We start from the raw sequence: 16,527 nt of genomic DNA, 5'->3' as shown, positions 1-16,527 counted from the left end.
CTCCAAAAGGTTTAGTTTGTGTCACCGCGTTGATGACGATGCTAATGTAAATAATTTAGGGAGAGCCTACAAACGAGTTAATTAAACCCTATAAATGAATTTTCATCATCTATAAAAAACCTTGAGTTTGGCCAGTAAAAATGGGTAGAGCATTTGCACTAAATGCTGTGTAGAGTAATTGCACTAAAGGTGTGGAGTAAAAACTCTAATGATATAAGGTGTTTAGAATAAAAATCACTGTTTTTTAGTGTTTTAAAAAAAATAAATTTTATACTTATTAAAGCTGAATAATTAACCTATAATGTTATATATAGTTAAAAACGTTATTTTAAAATTGGGGAGATTTTAAAATTGCAGCCTAAATTAAAAAATAAATATATGTTTTTTATTTCTTGATTAAGCTGGGTTTATAGTAAAGCCACTCGGTTTTTTATTTTTATAGCTAATTTAGTGTGTGAATTATGAGTGTGAGTTTTTCTATAATCGAAATAAAGTGAGTATTTTAGAATACTCATATAAATGGTACGAATTAAACATAACTATGTATCATTCTGAGATCTGGGGAGGTCTCAAATCTAAATCAATTTTCTAGCATTGCCGATTTAACAAAAAGCTCTTATCTAATTAGATAGGAGCTTTTTTGGTTTCTGACACTCAAGTTTTTCAATTAGGTATTATTTAATGTTTATGAATGTGTATTTGATTTTTATGTTGAGTGGTTATTAACAGGGCATAACATAGGCTAAAGTTTTATTTTGATGATAATAAAGTCATCTTTGTTTTTGGAGCTGAGGGAGCTATTAAAACTTATCTGTGGATTACGATGATAAATGCTTCAGTTTTTTATAGATGAAAAAAATGGGTAACCAAAAGGTCACCCATAAAAAATAGTACAAATTAAACATAACTATATAACATAATTAGGAAATCGGGGAGATTTCAAATCAAGGTCAGTGTACGTTGCAGCATTTGTTTCTACAAACGGGAAAATCTCATCTAATAAGTGAATGAATTTGATTTATGTTCACTTATTTTTTATCTATTGCTTTAACCCACTTACTCAATATTTAGTGTTTTGCTATTTGACGAACTCGAACATAAGTATTAGTACAAAAATGAAACTTATCCTTAAATTCATTTTTATTCAGTCACTTTATTTCAGACGAAAAAAAGGGTAACCAAAAGGTTACCCATAAAAATATTACAAATTAAACATAACTATATAACATAATTAGGAAATCGGGGAGATTTCAAATCAAAGTCAGTGTACGTTGCTGCATTTGTTTCGACAAACGGGAAAATATCATCTAATAAGTGAATGAATTTGATTTATGTTTACTTATCTTTTCTTCTATTTATTTAACTTATTTATTCAATGTTTTGCTATTTGCTAAGTTCGTTGGGCGAGTATGAATGTAAGTGTTAGTAAAAAAGTAAAACTTACCTTCAAGTAGATTCTTATTCAGTCACTTTATTTCAGACGAAAAAAATGGGTAACCAAAAGGCTACCCATAAAAAATGGTACAAATTAAACATAACTATATAACATAATTAGGAAATCGGGGAGATTTCAAATCATGGTCAGTGTACGTTGCAGTATTTGTTTCGACAAACGGGAAAACCTCATCTAATAAGTGAATGAATTTGATTTATGTTCACTTATCTTTTTATCTATTGCTTTAACTCCTTTTCTTAATGTTTATTGTTTTTCTATTTGGTAAGTTCGTTGGGAGAGTATGAATGTAAGTGTTAGTACAAAATAAAACTTACCTTCAGTAGATTCTTATTCAGTCACTTTATTTCAGACGAAAAAAATGGGTAACCAAAAGGCTACCCATAAAAAATGGTACAAATTAAACATAACTATATAACATAATTAGGAAATCGGGGAGATTTCAAATCAAGGTCAGTGTACGTTGTAGTATTTGTTTCGACAAACGGGAAAATATCATCTAATAAGTGAAGAAAAATAAACCGTAATCGATTTTTTATTATATTTATATGTATCCAGACAGGTAATTGTTTTTTATACCTTTACCAGCTAAAAATTAAGTGCTTCATTGTTTCGAGTTAAATACCGTTTGGGTTAAATATAATGTCAAAAATTGATTATTTTATATTACTGAGCCAAACTTAAATAAAAGTAACCAAGGACTAATGATTGTGACAAAGTTGAAGAGAGTCGTGTTAACTTTAATTACATCTATTATTATCTTGTTAATCGTGGCTGCCTTTACTACTAAAAAATATGATGTTGTAAGATCTATTGTTATTAATAAACCTAAAGCAGAGGTTTTTAATTATATTAAATACTTAGAGAATCATAAGAACTTTATCATCTGGAAAGATCTTCCTGGTGATACAACTTGGGTATACAAAGGTAGAGATGGTGAGATTGGTTATATATTTTTTTGGAAAAATGTTAAAGGCGTAAAAACAGTTGGTGAAAAAGAAATTATTGACATTAATGAAGGTCGTCGTCTTGATTTTGAATTACGATTTTTAGAACCGTTCGAAGCCATCATCCCTAGCTCTTTGAACACCGAATCTGTTGGTCCTGATAAAACTAAAGTTACATGGACTACTAACGGAAAACTATCTTATCCAATAAACATTGTCTTAGTGTTTTATGATTATGGTGCGAAAATTGGTGATGATTTATCTGTAGGATTAAATAACTTAAAAGTAATTTTAGAAGATAGTAATGAGTAATCTATCTTTGTCACCTCAACCCAAAAAATGAATTCTTATCTTTAGATTAAGTACATTGCTGCATTTATTTCGACAAACAGGGAAATCTCATTTAATAAATGAATGTATTTTTTTGTTCACTCATCTTTTTATCTATTGCTTTAACTCCTTTATTCAATGTTTATTGTTTTTCTATTTGGTAAGTTCGTTGGGCGAATATGAATGTAAGTGTTAGTACAAAATGAAACTTACCTTCAGTAGATTCTTATTAAGTCACTTTATTTCAGACGAAAAAAATGGGTAACCAAAAGGCTACCCATAAAAAATGGTACAAATTAAACATAACTATATAACATAATTAGGAAATCGGGGAGATTTCAAATCAAGGTCAGTGTACGTTGCTGCATTTATTCCGACAAACGGGAAAATCTCATCTGATGAGTGAAAAAAAATAAACCGTGATCTGTTTTTTATTATGTATATGTGTTCAGACAACTAAGGTCTTTACCAGCTAACAATTAAGCTCTTTATTGTTTCAAGTTAAATACTGTTTTGGGTTAAATGAAGCTACCAGTTAAATATAATATCAAAAATTGATTATTTTATATTACTGAGCCAAACTTAAATAAAAGTAACCAAGGAGTAATGATTGTGACGAAGTTGAAGAAAGTTGCCGCAACTTTAATTACATCTATTATTATCTTGTTAGTTGTGGCTTTATTCACAACTAAAAAATATGATGTTGTGAGATCTATTGTAATTAACAAACCTAATGCAGAGGTTTTTAATTATATTAAATACTTAGAGAGTCATAACAACTTTATCATCTGGACAGACTTAACCAAAGACACAACTTGGGTTTATAGAGGTAAAGATGGAGAGGTGGGTTATACTTCTTTTTGGAAAAATAATAGTGGTGTAAAAACCGAGGGCGAGAAAGAAATAACTCGAATTGATCAAGGCGAGCGCTTTGATTTTGAATTGCGTTTTTTATACCCGTTTGATTTAGTTATCCCGAGCCATATGACCACAGAAAGTCTTGGAGATAATAAAACAAAAGTTACATGGACTACGAATAAAGAGCTTCCTTATCCAAAGAACATTATTTTAGTGTTTTACGACTATGGTGCAAGGCTTGGTAATGATGTACTTAAAGGATTAAATAACTTGAAAGTTATTTTGGAAGACACTGATAAATAACATATTATAAGTTTAACTTAAGATATGAATTCTTATCTTTAAATAAAGCAAAATTATTCGTAATATACGTTTATTATAAATAAAGGTGATACACACAATTGAAAAATAGTTGGCTGAGTAAAATACAATCAGCATTCATTTTGTTTGTACTCGTTTTTAATAGCACTTTTTCTGTTTTAGTTGCTGCGTATAATACAAATCTGGCACAAAACTACGCCAAAGATGATGCCGTACTTATTTGTTCAGGCACTTCATTTAAGTGGATGTCTAAATCTGCTTTTATTGAAGAAGGTAAAATAATTTATATTGATGAACCTGAAAACACTCCTTCTGAATATCACCAAATCAAATGTTCATATTCTTACTTAATTGATCATCATACATTTGAGCTATCAACACCGTTAGACGTACAAATAAGTGAAATAAAATATCGAGCACTTGTTTTAGCTATAGCTCAACGCCCTTATACCTCCTTTACTTATTCAACTTCTCTTTCAAGAGCACCTCCTTACACTTCTTAATTTATTAAACCTGATCTAGGTTAGTTATTAACAGCCTATTGCGTCTGACGTAATAAGCTATTGAGATTAAATCAAAGAAGTGAAAATAATGAAATATCGCCAATTTATTTGGGAACTCTGGCTTGCTTTTAATGGTCTTGATTTAACTATTAGCAATTCATTGATGGTTTTATCGTGCATAAAAATTAAATTAAGAAAGGGATTTCAAAATGACTAAAAACAATACTCTAAATCAATGGCTTTGGAAGTGGCATATTATAGCTGGGCTATTAACTTTACCTTTTATGTTGTTACTTGCCTTAACGGGGACTGTTTACTTATTTAAAGACAATATAAATAACCAAATTTACCAAGACACTAAGTTTATCACACCAACAAGTATTAATAAGCTCCCTCTTTCTAAACAGCTGGAAGCAGCACAAGGAGCTACTCAAGCCGAAATAGTTGACTTAACATTACCTAAATTAGCAGATGAGGCGACCGTTTTTAAAGTCGCAACTGAAGGTTGGATGAATAATGATTTATATGTTGATCCTTATACAGCCAAAGTAAAAGGTGTTATCGAGCAAGATCAAACATTAATGCATACCGTTAGCACATTACATGGCGAACTGTTACTTGGTAAAGCAGGAACAACAGTTGTTGAATTAGTAGCAAGCTGGTTTATTGTTTTAATTTTAACTGGATTATATGTTTGGTGGCCTAAGAAAAATAGCGGCTTGGCTGGTTTTTTAACGATACGATTTTCACGTGGTAAGCGTATATTGTTTCGAGACTTACATTCAGTTACTGGTTTTTGGTTATCGATTTTTATGTTTATTATTTTAGCTGGAGGAATGCCATGGACCGATATTTTTGGCGGTCAATTTAAGTGGTTACAAAATCAAACCAATACTGGCTACCCTCAACATTGGACGAATAGTAGAGGCTTAAACTCCAATAATCTTAGTGGTTCGAATGACATTAATGTAAACACGATATCGCCTTTATCATTAGATGAAGTGGCTAATATTGCTCAGTCATACAAATTAGGAGGAGATATTTCAATTAAACTCCCTCTGTCAGATGAAGGCGTTTACACTATTAGTAATCGAGCGTTATTATTACGCGATCAGCATGTAATTCATATTGATCAATACTCTGGCAGCCCAATTAAATCTCTACAATGGGAGCAAGTAGGGATCATGATGGACTTACGTCAAGTATTTATGCGCTTACATCAAGGTGAATATGGTTTAGTTAATTGGAGTGTTTTGTTGGCTGTCGCTTTGTTTTTTATTATGAGTACGGTTGCTGGCACAGTTTCTTATTTTATGAGAAAACCACAAGGACAGTGGGGTATACCTAAAGTACCAGAACGTTTTAGAGTAGATAAAGTTTTAGTTGCTTTCATTATTCTGCTTGGTGTCGTCTTTCCATTATTTGGTGCGAGCTTGATTACTATTTGGACATGGGAAAGAATAAAATCTTTTCAAATAAAACGTCAGATTAAACATAGTAATAAATAATAACTAAATCATGATAGCTACCACTAAGTTAAAAGCTATTCATTGTGCGTTGATACGTAAAAGTTATGAGATAAAATATAAAAGTTGAAATGAAAGAAGGGAATAGCTTGTCCTCTATTTTGTTATTAAAGCAGTAGCTTTGAGTTACTATTCATTTATATAAGCTAAACAAAAGTATAAAGAGAAAATACATGACAAAAAACTTGAGTGTTTTAATTACAGGATGTTCTACAGGTATTGGATTTGATACGGCAATAACACTTTCAGATATGGGCTACAACGTTTTCGCTACAGCTCGTAAACAGTCAGATGTAGATAAGTTAAAAACGCTAGATTTACAGGCTTATCAATTAGATTTAATGGATGAAACTTCAATTGAACAAGCTTTCAACTGGGTAATAGAGCAAACGGGTGGAGAGCTTTACGCATTATTTAATAATGGTGCTTATGGACAAGCTGGCGCATTAGAAGATTTACCATCGCAAGCTTTAAAAGAGCAATTTCAGACTAATGTCTTTGGTTGGCACTTTCTAACAACACTTGTTATTCCTATTATGCGCAAACAAGGTTTTGGTCGAATTATACAAAACAGTTCCGTACTAGGTTTAGTTGCTATGCCATATCGCGGGGCTTATAATGCATCTAAATTTGCGATTGAAGGTTACACAGATACATTAAGGTTAGAGCTTACAGGTAGTGGTATTCAAGTGATTCTGATTGAACCCGGTCCAATAGAAACACAATTTCGAGCCAATGCTTTAGCTAAAACACGAGAGTTTATTGATGTAGAAAACTCAGCACATAAAGAAAACTACAAAATACAAATAGACCGTTTAAGTAAAGAAGAGGGCGGGAATAAATTTACTTTGCCAGCATCTGCAGTTACTGAAAAAGTGATACATGCTTTATCGAGTAAAAAAGCTAAGACAAGGTATTACGTTACTAAGCCCACTTACATTATGGCTTTCTTAAAAAGAATATTGCCTTTTACTTGGTTAGATAAAATTCTTATTAAAGGTTAGTACTGATAGTGTTCTTAGCTGTTACCTCTAAGCTATTGCCTATAAATGTTAAATAGCAGACATAAAAAAGCAGATCATAAGATCTGCTTTTGTTTATAGTTTTTACTAGAAAACCTCTTATCTAAAAAACATAGCCTTAAACTTTAGGGATATGTATTTTCTTTTCAGCAGATTGACGGTAAATAACTAAAGTTTTACCAATTACCTGAATCTTAGTTGCATTTGTTTCTCTACAAATAGCTTCTACGATAAGCGCTTTTGTTTCGCGATCTTCAGTATTAATTTTAACTTTAATTAATTCATGATGATTTAATGCGAAATCTATTTCTGCAACAACAGCTTCAGTTAAGCCGTTATTACCTAGTAAAACTACTGGTTTAAGCGAATGAGCTAAACCTTTTACGTGTTGGATTTGTTTTTTATTTAAGTTCATTAACAATTTTCGTTACAAGTTAGCTTGAATTATCACTATTTTAACTCCATCTTCTTTGTAATACTAATTAATGTTCACTTATTGGTGGTTTAAACGTATTAAAAATTATAAAACATAAAACTTTCATCATTATGTTTTATAATTGGCAGGTCAATTAACGAATACCAATTTATATCAATTTAAGCAGAGTTCATGAGTAAGAATAAACAAACCGTTAGCAGCGCACGCTGGATGCAAGAACATTTCGATGATGAATATGTAAAAAAAGCACAAAAATTAGGCTTACGTTCTCGAGCTGTTTTTAAGATTGAAGAAATTAATAATAAAGACAAATTGATCAAACCAGGAATGAAAGTTGTTGATTTAGGTGCAGCGCCAGGCGGCTGGTCTGAATACGCAGTTAAAGCAGTAGGTGAGTCAGGGCAAGTTGTTGCTTGCGATATTTTATCTATGGATCCAATTGTTGGAGTCGACTTTCTTCAAGGAGATTTTAGAGAAGAGGCTGTATTAGATGCCTTATTAACTCGTATTGGTGGAAAAAATATTGATGTTGTTATGTCAGACATGGCAGCAAATATGACAGGAAACGAAACTGCTGATTCAGCAAGAAGTATGTATTTAGTCGAACTAGCCTTAGATATGTGCCATCAAGTACTTAAAACTAATGGGGCATTTGTGGTTAAAGTGTTCCAAGGTGACGGTTTTGATAATTTTGTTAAAGAAGCTCGTAAGGTTTTTAAAACAGTAAGAACTCGAAAACCAGATTCTTCAAGAGCAAGATCAAGAGAAGTTTATCTCGTTGCTACCGGATTTAAATAGCAGCCAAGGGTAAATTATAGTAAATTACAGTAAATATAAGTTTAGTTATTAGCTTTATCTTGACTAAGCACATTTTTTAAACATTATGCAAACGTTACAAAGAGGTCATTAAGTTGAGCGATATGGCAAAAAATCTTATTTTATGGTTGGTTATTGCAGTAGTTTTGATGTCGGTATTTCAAAGTTTTACGCCAGACAACAGCAATGAACAACAAGTTGATTACACCCGCTTTATCGAAAGTGTTCGTCAAGGACAAGTTCGTGAAGCAACCGTTGATAGAAGCGGTGTTATTAAAGGTGTTAAAAGAACAGGCGAAGAATTTGTTGCTGTTATCCCTGGTGGTTACGATCGTGACTTAATTAACGATTTAGTTAAGCAAGGTGTTAAGGCTTCAGGTCAATTACCTGAAGAAACAAGCTTCTTAACGACTATTTTTGTTTCTTGGTTTCCAATGATTTTACTGATTGGTGTATGGATATTCTTCATGCGTCAAATGCAAGGCGGTGGCGGTAAAGGCGCTATGTCTTTCGGTAAAAGTAAAGCTCGCTTATTAAGCGAAGATCAAATTAAAACAACTTTTGCCGATGTTGCTGGTTGTGATGAAGCAAAAGAAGAAGTATCAGAATTAGTTGATTACTTAAGAGATCCATCAAAATTCCAAAAACTAGGTGGTCGTATTCCATCAGGTGTTTTAATGGTGGGTCAACCTGGTACAGGTAAAACGTTATTAGCTAAAGCTATTGCTGGTGAAGCTAAAGTTCCATTTTTCAGTATCTCAGGGTCAGACTTTGTTGAAATGTTTGTTGGTGTTGGTGCGTCTCGTGTACGTGATATGTTCGAACAAGCTAAAAAAGCAGCTCCATGTATCATCTTTATCGATGAAATTGATGCTGTTGGTCGCCAACGTGGTGCTGGTATGGGTGGTGGACACGATGAACGTGAACAAACACTTAACCAAATGCTTGTTGAAATGGATGGTTTTGAAGGTAATGAAGGCGTAATCGTTATTGCTGCAACTAACCGTCCAGACGTATTAGATCCAGCATTACTTAGACCTGGTCGTTTTGACCGTCAAGTAACTGTAGGTTTACCTGATATACGTGGTCGTGAACAAATTCTTAAAGTACACATGAGAAAAGTACCATTAGGTGATGATGTTAAACCATCAGTTATTGCACGTGGTACACCTGGTTTTTCTGGTGCTGATTTAGCTAACTTAGTAAACGAAGCTGCATTATTTGCTGCTCGTACAGCTCGCCGTTTAGTTTCAATGGAAGAGTTTGAGAAAGCGAAAGATAAAATATTAATGGGTTCTGAGCGTCGTTCAATGGTTATGAGCGAAGACGAAAAAGCGATGACAGCTTATCATGAAGCAGGTCATGCAATCGTTGGTCGTTTAGTGCCAGATCATGATCCAGTGTATAAAGTAAGTATCATTCCTCGTGGTCGTGCATTAGGTGTAACTATGTACTTACCAGAGCAAGATAGATTCAGCCATAGCAAACAACATTTAGAAAGTAACATTTCTTCTTTATATGGTGGTCGTATTGCTGAAGAACTTATTTATGGTTTTGAAAAAGTATCAACAGGCGCATCAAACGATATTGAACGTGCAACAGAACTTGCTCGTAAAATGGTTACTCAGTGGGGCTTATCTGAAAAAATGGGTCCAATGTTATTCGCTGAGGAGGAAGGTGAAGTATTCTTAGGAAGAACTTCTTCAAAATCATTAAACATGTCTGATGATACAGCTAAAGCAATTGATGCTGAAATCAAAGAATTTGTAACTCGCAATTACAACAGAGCAGAACAAATTCTTAAAGATAACCGAGACATTTTAGAATCAATGAAAGATGCATTAATGAAGTACGAAACAATTGATGCTTTACAAATTGATGACTTAATGGAACGCAGAGAAGTTCGTGAACCAGCCGGTTTTAGTGGTAGTAACTCAGATTCTAATTCGAGCAATCAACCACCAAAAGCTGATGTTAAAAAAGATGACGAAGCTGATTTAACTACTCCAACAGATGTTCCTGCTAAATAATAGAAACATTTAGAGTTGTCCATAGCCTCAATACGTTGCTTCTACTTTAAGTAGAACCCAAGTATCGAGGCTTTGTTTTATCTGAAGGTTAAAAACCACTGTTTTTGTATGCAAAATATTAAATACACCCAGTCAAATACTATTGACGTGATGGGCATTTTAAATGTCACCCCAGACTCTTTTTCAGATGGTGGTAAGTTTACTCAAATTGATCGTGCTTTATTACAAGTAGAGCAAATGATCGAAGATGGGGCTTCTATTATTGATATAGGTGGTGAATCTACTCGACCAGGTGCTGTAGATGTTTCAGAGAAAGATGAAGCCGAACGAGTTATTCCTCTCTTAAAAGCCATAAAACAACGCTTTGACATTAAAGTATCAATTGATACAAGCAAAGCAAATGTAATGGCAGAGTCAATTGAACATCAAGCTGATATAATTAACGACGTTAGAGCATTACAAAATGACGGTTGTTTAGCTGTTATGGCGCAAACAGACTTACCTATATGCTTAATGCATATGCAAGGCTTACCAAGAACCATGCAGGTAAAGCCGCAGTATGATGACTTAATAAAAGACATACACAGTTTTTTTGAAGCACGTATAGCTGCTTGTAATGAAGTAGGTATAGCAACAGACAGGATCATTTTAGATCCTGGTTTTGGCTTTGGGAAAACACTTGAACAGAATTATGAATTGCTCGCTAAAATCTCCTCTTTTAAATCTTTTGGTTTGCCTATTCTTGCAGGATTATCGCGTAAATCAATGATAGGGAACTTACTCAATAGAGAAGTAGGAGAACGTTTAGCTGGCAGTATCACAACAGCTGTTATCGCAGCGCAGCAGGGCGCAAGTATTATTCGGGTTCATGACGTTAGAGAAACCGTTGATGCATTAAAAATACTTGCCACCGTAAATCAATTTTAAAAAATAATAACAAGGATATTCATATGTCGGAAAGACGCTATTTTGGTACCGATGGTATCAGAGGTTTGGTAGGTAAATACCCAATAACTCCAGATTTTGTAATGAAGCTAGGTTATGCCGCAGGTAAAGTATTAGCTGCTAAAGGCACAAAAAAAGTACTTATTGGTAAAGATACTCGTATTTCAGGTTACATGCTTGAATCAGCATTAGAAGCCGGCTTTTCAGCTGCGGGTGTAGATATTGGTTTATTAGGACCTATGCCTACTCCAGGTATTGCTTATTTAACTAAAACATTCCGTGCACAAGCTGGTATTGTTATTAGTGCTTCACATAACCCATTTTACGATAACGGTATAAAATTCTTCTCGCAAGACGGGCAAAAACTACCTGATGATATTGAGTTAGCCATCGAAGCTGAATTAGACAAAGAAATGATTTGTGTTGAATCAGCCAAACTTGGTAAAGCAACTCGTATTGAAGATGCTGCAGGTCGATACATCGAGTTTTGTAAAAGTAACTTCCCAAATAGATTCTCATTAAGCCATCTAAAGATTGTTGTCGATTGTGCGCATGGTGCTACATATCACATTGCTCCTGATGTATTTAGAGAGCTAGGCGCAACAGTTATTGAAATTGGCGCACAACCTAATGGCACTAACATTAATGATGGTTGTGGTGCCACATCAATGGACGCTATCAGTAAAGCGGTAGTAGAGCATAAAGCTGACTTAGGTATCGCACTCGATGGCGATGGTGACCGTTTAATGATGGTTGATCATACAGGTTATGTACTTGATGGTGATGAATGTGTATTTGTTATCGCGAGTAACGACATCAAGTCAGGCAAAATGAAAGGCGGTGTTGTTGGTACGTTAATGAGCAACATGGGTCTAGAGCTTGCGCTTAAAGATATGGGTGTTCCATTCGCACGTAGTAATGTTGGCGATCGCTATGTTATGGAAATGCTAAAAGAAAAAGGTTGGCAATTAGGTGCTGAAAACTCAGGTCACGTAATTAACCTTAAGCATACATCAACGGGCGATGGTATTATTGCAGCACTCAATGTATTAACTGCGCTTTGTATCAGTGAAAAAAGCTTACATGAACTTCGTCAAGGCATGAAAATGTTGCCACAAATTTTAGTGAATGTAAGATTCGAAGGTGATAACGATCCTATTGAAGCAGTAAATGTGACAACTAAAGTAGATGAAGTTAATAAAGCACTCGAAGGTAGAGGTCGCGTTTTATTAAGAAAATCAGGTACAGAACCTTTAATTCGCGTTATGGTTGAAGGGCCTGATTTAGACGAAGTTACAGCATTAGCAAACTCAATTGCAGATGAAGTAAAACTCGCTTCTTAAATCTAAAATAATAATAATTTATTCGTAGAAATCCTTTTACGTTTAAATAATCAACAGTTGAATAAGATATTAAGCATAATACTTGTATCTTATTCGCTAGTTAGTTAATATCTCGCCGCTTAAATGTAGGAATAACTATGCCAAGACAAAGAATAATCGCTGCAAATTGGAAAATGAATGGAAATCTTGCACTTGTTGACACAATGACAAGTGAGTTGAATAACATTAAATTCTCGGATGATGTAAAAGTTGTAATTTGTCCAAGCTTTGTATATTTAAGTGCGTTATCTGCAAAAATTGCAAATAACAATATTAAATTAGGCGCACAAAACATAAGTGAGCATGCAAGTGGAGCGTATACTGGTGAAGTTTCTGCCGATATGCTAAACGAAATGTCTGCTAGTTATGTAATTATTGGTCACTCTGAAAGACGTAGCATCTTTGGTGAAACTGATAAACAAATCGCTCTAAAAGTAAAATTCGCTTTAGCTAACGGTTTAACGCCTATCTTATGCATAGGTGAATCAGAAGCTGAACGTGTAGAAGAAAAAACAGATGCTGTATTATCTCAACAATTACAACCTGTTATAGATGAAATAGGTATCGAAAGTTTTAAAGATGTTGTTATTGCATATGAGCCTGTATGGGCTATAGGTACAGGAAAAACAGCATCTCCGGAAATGGCACAAGAAACTCATCAATTTATTCGTCAGTTTTTAGCTAAAAACAATGCTGAAATTGCCGAAGGTGTGTCATTATTATATGGCGGTAGTGTTAATGCTGCTAATAGTAAAGAATTATTCGCACAAACTGATATAGACGGTGGTCTTATCGGTGGTGCTAGTTTAAAAGTCGACGAATTCAAAATTATTTGTTCGGCAGCTCAAGGATCATAAAATGTTATATCAAGTATTAATCATTATATATTTAATCGTAGCTTTGTGTTTAATAGGTTTAGTGCTTATTCAACATGGTAAAGGTGCAGACATGGGCGCTTCATTTGGAGCAGGCTCTTCAGCAACTATTTTTGGTTCAAGTGGTTCTGGTAACTTTTTAACAAAAGCAACAACTTGGTTAGCAATAGCTTTCTTCGCAATTAGCTTAGTTTTAGGTAACTTAACAGCTAACAAAGTGAAATCAGTTGATGAGTGGAACAACTTAGAAGCAGGTATTGAACAATCAATTCCTTCTGACAGCGATATCCCAACAGATACTATTACTCCAGCAGTTAATAATGCAGACGTTCCAGCGAGTACTCCTAAAGCCGTGAAAGAAAGCGATATTCCTGAGTAATAAAAATTAAGTTAGCTAAAACCTCAAATTAGCAAAATAACTTAAAGATTATAAAGTTTATATTTAGTAATGCGGATGTGGCGGAATTGGTAGACGCGCCAGCTTGAGGGGCTGGTGACTTAGGTCGTGGGGGTTCAAGTCCCCCCATCCGCACCACTGAATATAGTCTTGAAATTATGAAATAGAGCTTTAATACCTAATCGTATCAAAGCTCTTTTTTTTGTCAGAAATTTAATATTTCATAAAAATGACTTTTAATTATTATTTAATAAGCAAAAATTACTTTATTAAAAATAACAGATTAATCAGAGGCAAAAATGGCATCAGCTCAGTTACATAATAGTTTTCGTAAGTATCACCGTTGGCTTGGGTTTTTCTTAGCCGGAATTATGGCTATATACGCAATAAGCGGTATTTTATTGATATTTAGACCTACTGAGTTCATGAAATTCCCAACTACAGAAATACGTCAATTAGAGCCCGGACTTGAAGCGAGAAAACTAGGTAAAAGTATTCGTGTTAAAGGTTTTGAAATAACATCAGAATCTCAAAGTGTGATTGTTTTTAATTCAGGCGAATACAATAAAGTAACGGGTGAAACGGTGATCAACAAAATGGATTATCCATTACCTTTAGCTAAATTAGTTAAGTTACATAAAGCCACTAATAACAGTCCACTGTTTATCCTTAATATCAGCTTTGGTATCACTTTACTTTTCTTCGTTATTTCAGCATTTTTAATGTTTATGCCTAAAGCTAAAACGTTCAAAAATGGTATTAAAATCTCTCTCGCTGGTGCTTTATTTGCACTGATTGTTGTTATTTTAGGATCTTAAGACCTAGCCTAATCAAAGCCTTTTTATCCCTCTGATTTAATCTTAAATTTATTTTAGAGGGATGCTAGGGCATCTTTATCTCAATTTTGTTATCCTCCTTCAGCTGTATCCATTTTTAATTCTTATTTAAGTACCAACAGGACACTATGGAATGAAAATCCACTCTACTATTCGTATATCAATACTTTTATCCCTCAGTGCGTTGTTCATTCAATCTTGCTCTCTTCATGTAAAACAAGAACCGTTACAGACAGATATTGTAACTACGCAAAGCCAAACCCAGCTTATAAAACCTAAGCCGTTAGCCATAGTAGAAATTGAAACAGGTGCTATAAAGGGCATTGAATCTGCAGACCATGTTGCATTTTTAGGAATACCTTACGCACAAGCTCCTGTTAAGGCATTACGTTGGACAGCACCTAAACCTTATAAACAATGGAAGGGCATCAAAAACACCTCTAAGTTTGGTGCTGACTGTATGCAACTTCCATTTCCTGGTGATGCTGCACCGTTAACAGGAACTGTTAGCGAAGATTGCTTATTTATAAACGTATGGAAACCAAAGCAAGCTGAAGGTAAAAAATTACCTGTAATGGTTTGGATACATGGTGGTGGCTTCGTTAATGGTGGCACATCACCTGACATATACAGTGGCGAAGCTTTTGCTAACTCTGGCGTTATTCTTGTTAGTTTTAACTACAGACTAGGGCGCTTTGGCTTTTTTGCGCATCCAGCACTTAGTACTGAAAATGATGCAAATGTCTTAGGCAATTATGGTTTTATGGATCAAATTGCTGCATTGAAATGGGTACAACAAAACATCTCAAATTTTGGTGGTGATGCTAACAATGTAACACTCTTTGGTGAATCAGCGGGTGGCCGCTCAGTAAATGCTTTAATGCTTTCACCTTTAGCTAAAGGATTATTTCATAAAGCTATTGCTCAATCAGGCGGTGGACGAAGCTCTAAAGTGAGCCCTGATTTATACCTTAATAAAAACGTATTAAATAAACTCACTCAAGTTAACCAACAAACACAATATGCTGAAGACTATGGTATAGCTTTCGCTAAAAGTGTTGGTGTTGAAGGTTCAGATGAAAAAGCTTTAAAACAACTGCGTAGCTTACCTGCAGATAAAGTAGTGAATGGCTTAAACTTAAGCACGATGAACAATGTAATGACTTATAGCGGCCCCATGATCGACGGACAACTCGTTGTTGAAAGTGATGAAGAAGGTTTTAGCAAAGGTCATCAAATGAAAATACCGCATATTGTTGGTGCTAACGAACTTGAATGGGGATTTTTAGATGATTTCGCACCTCAAGCAGCCAAAGGTATTTCTGGAAAAGCTTTAGAGAAAGCGGGCGATCGCCGTAAGCAATTTATGAATGCATATCAGCCACATCTTATAAGAGGTAATAAAAATACAAGAGACATAGATTTAGCCCTGCTAGGTTCTATGATCCATGGCGATATTGCTTTTGTAGAACCATCACGTTATGTAGCCCGTAAACTTGCGGAAAACTCGCAACCGGTTTGGTTATATAGATTTAGCTACGTACCAACACATTTAGTGAATAAAGTTAAAGGCGCTTATCATGCCACTGAAATTCCATTTGTATTTAACACCGCCAATCAGCAATACGGAACTTATTTCACAGCACAAGACCAAAAGGTTGCAGACATTATGCATAACTACTGGGTTAACTTTGCTAAATCAGGCAAGCCAACTGCTATTAATCAGCCTGTTTGGCAAAGCTATAATCAACAGAGTGAACAAGTTATCGAATTCAACACTCAGGGTGCTGAAGCTAAAAAAGACCCATTATTTGAGCGTTTAAACGAGCTAGAGTTAACTTTGTAGTAAT

Annotated in this window: 14 protein-coding genes and 1 tRNA gene; 14 read left to right on the top strand and 1 reads right to left on the bottom strand. The window is 34.4% G+C overall.

Annotated features, from left to right (window positions below):
* The first annotated feature begins 2,163 nt into the window (after window positions 1-2,163).
* The 5 genes from Q5N69_RS16085 to Q5N69_RS16065 all read left to right on the top strand — a co-directional run bounded on the left by Q5N69_RS16085 (window position 2,164) and on the right by Q5N69_RS16065 (window position 6,942).
* Window positions 2,164-2,712 carry an SRPBCC family protein gene (locus tag Q5N69_RS16085; RefSeq protein WP_304370105.1) on the top strand — a complete coding sequence of 183 codons (549 nt, stop codon included), beginning with the start codon at window positions 2,164-2,166 and terminating at the stop codon, window positions 2,710-2,712.
* 630 nt (window positions 2,713-3,342) lie between these two features.
* On the top strand, window positions 3,343-3,891 hold the full coding sequence (locus Q5N69_RS16080; RefSeq protein WP_304370104.1) for an SRPBCC family protein: 549 nt from the start codon (window positions 3,343-3,345) through the stop codon (window positions 3,889-3,891).
* A gap of 98 nt (window positions 3,892-3,989) precedes the next feature.
* On the top strand, window positions 3,990-4,412 hold the full coding sequence (locus Q5N69_RS16075; RefSeq protein ID WP_304370103.1) for a hypothetical protein: 423 nt from the start codon (window positions 3,990-3,992) through the stop codon (window positions 4,410-4,412).
* Window positions 4,413-4,621: 209 nt separating this feature from the next.
* Window positions 4,622-5,920 (top strand): PepSY domain-containing protein, encoded by a 1,299-nt coding sequence (locus Q5N69_RS16070; protein ID WP_304370102.1) that lies wholly within the window; start codon window positions 4,622-4,624, stop codon window positions 5,918-5,920.
* 191 nt (window positions 5,921-6,111) lie between these two features.
* The gene (locus Q5N69_RS16065; protein WP_304370101.1) at window positions 6,112-6,942 is read left to right on the top strand and encodes an SDR family oxidoreductase; all 831 of its coding nucleotides are present in this window, start codon (window positions 6,112-6,114) and stop codon (window positions 6,940-6,942) included.
* Between the two features lie 136 nt (window positions 6,943-7,078).
* On the opposite strand, the gene yhbY is transcribed toward Q5N69_RS16065, so the two are convergent.
* Window positions 7,079-7,375 carry a ribosome assembly RNA-binding protein YhbY gene (gene yhbY / locus Q5N69_RS16060; protein WP_304370100.1) on the bottom strand — a complete coding sequence of 99 codons (297 nt, stop codon included), beginning with the start codon at window positions 7,373-7,375 and terminating at the stop codon, window positions 7,079-7,081.
* A 192-nt stretch (window positions 7,376-7,567) separates the two neighbouring features.
* Here yhbY and rlmE point away from each other — a divergent pair, with 192 nt between their 5' ends.
* From rlmE to Q5N69_RS16015, 9 genes are all read left to right on the top strand, one after another.
* Window positions 7,568-8,194, top strand: coding sequence for a 23S rRNA (uridine(2552)-2'-O)-methyltransferase RlmE (gene rlmE / locus Q5N69_RS16055; protein WP_304370099.1), 627 nt, complete (start codon window positions 7,568-7,570; stop codon window positions 8,192-8,194).
* A 113-nt stretch (window positions 8,195-8,307) separates the two neighbouring features.
* Entirely contained in the window at window positions 8,308-10,242 is a 1,935-nt protein-coding gene (gene ftsH / locus Q5N69_RS16050) for an ATP-dependent zinc metalloprotease FtsH (RefSeq protein WP_304370098.1), read from the top strand.
* 108 nt (window positions 10,243-10,350) lie between these two features.
* Entirely contained in the window at window positions 10,351-11,169 is an 819-nt protein-coding gene (folP, locus tag Q5N69_RS16045; RefSeq protein ID WP_304370097.1) for a dihydropteroate synthase, read from the top strand.
* 23 nt (window positions 11,170-11,192) lie between these two features.
* On the top strand, window positions 11,193-12,530 hold the full coding sequence (glmM, locus tag Q5N69_RS16040; protein ID WP_304370096.1) for a phosphoglucosamine mutase: 1,338 nt from the start codon (window positions 11,193-11,195) through the stop codon (window positions 12,528-12,530).
* A gap of 137 nt (window positions 12,531-12,667) precedes the next feature.
* Window positions 12,668-13,426, top strand: coding sequence for a triose-phosphate isomerase (gene tpiA / locus Q5N69_RS16035; protein ID WP_304370095.1), 759 nt, complete (start codon window positions 12,668-12,670; stop codon window positions 13,424-13,426).
* Between the two features lies 1 nt (window position 13,427).
* A complete protein-coding gene (gene secG / locus Q5N69_RS16030) occupies window positions 13,428-13,823 on the top strand; it encodes a preprotein translocase subunit SecG (RefSeq protein WP_304370094.1) in 396 nt (131 codons plus the stop codon).
* A gap of 71 nt (window positions 13,824-13,894) precedes the next feature.
* Window positions 13,895-13,979, top strand: a tRNA-Leu gene (locus tag Q5N69_RS16025).
* A gap of 161 nt (window positions 13,980-14,140) precedes the next feature.
* Window positions 14,141-14,659 (top strand): hypothetical protein, encoded by a 519-nt coding sequence (locus tag Q5N69_RS16020; protein ID WP_304370093.1) that lies wholly within the window; start codon window positions 14,141-14,143, stop codon window positions 14,657-14,659.
* A 151-nt stretch (window positions 14,660-14,810) separates the two neighbouring features.
* Entirely contained in the window at window positions 14,811-16,523 is a 1,713-nt protein-coding gene (locus tag Q5N69_RS16015) for a carboxylesterase/lipase family protein (RefSeq protein WP_304370092.1), read from the top strand.
* The last annotated feature ends 4 nt before the right edge of the window (window positions 16,524-16,527 follow it).

The sequence above is a fragment of the Pseudocolwellia sp. AS88 genome (assembly GCF_030551755.1).
In the GTDB taxonomy this organism is placed as follows: Bacteria; Pseudomonadota; Gammaproteobacteria; order Enterobacterales; family Alteromonadaceae; genus Pseudocolwellia.
The sequence above is the reverse complement of the archived record's forward strand: the minus strand, read 5'-3'. Positions and strand labels throughout refer to the sequence as shown.

Coding starts and splice junctions, on each gene's coding strand:
- Q5N69_RS16070 (WP_304370102.1), top strand. CDS start 4,622: ATGACTAAAAACAATACTCTAAATCAATGGCTTTGGAAGTGGCATATT.
- Q5N69_RS16065 (WP_304370101.1), top strand. CDS start 6,112: ATGACAAAAAACTTGAGTGTTTTAATTACAGGATGTTCTACAGGTATT.
- yhbY (WP_304370100.1), bottom strand. CDS start 7,375: ATGAACTTAAATAAAAAACAAATCCAACACGTAAAAGGTTTAGCTCAT.
- rlmE (WP_304370099.1), top strand. CDS start 7,568: ATGAGTAAGAATAAACAAACCGTTAGCAGCGCACGCTGGATGCAAGAA.
- folP (WP_304370097.1), top strand. CDS start 10,351: ATGCAAAATATTAAATACACCCAGTCAAATACTATTGACGTGATGGGC.
- glmM (WP_304370096.1), top strand. CDS start 11,193: ATGTCGGAAAGACGCTATTTTGGTACCGATGGTATCAGAGGTTTGGTA.
- tpiA (WP_304370095.1), top strand. CDS start 12,668: ATGCCAAGACAAAGAATAATCGCTGCAAATTGGAAAATGAATGGAAAT.
- secG (WP_304370094.1), top strand. CDS start 13,428: ATGTTATATCAAGTATTAATCATTATATATTTAATCGTAGCTTTGTGT.
- Q5N69_RS16020 (WP_304370093.1), top strand. CDS start 14,141: ATGGCATCAGCTCAGTTACATAATAGTTTTCGTAAGTATCACCGTTGG.
- Q5N69_RS16015 (WP_304370092.1), top strand. CDS start 14,811: ATGAAAATCCACTCTACTATTCGTATATCAATACTTTTATCCCTCAGT.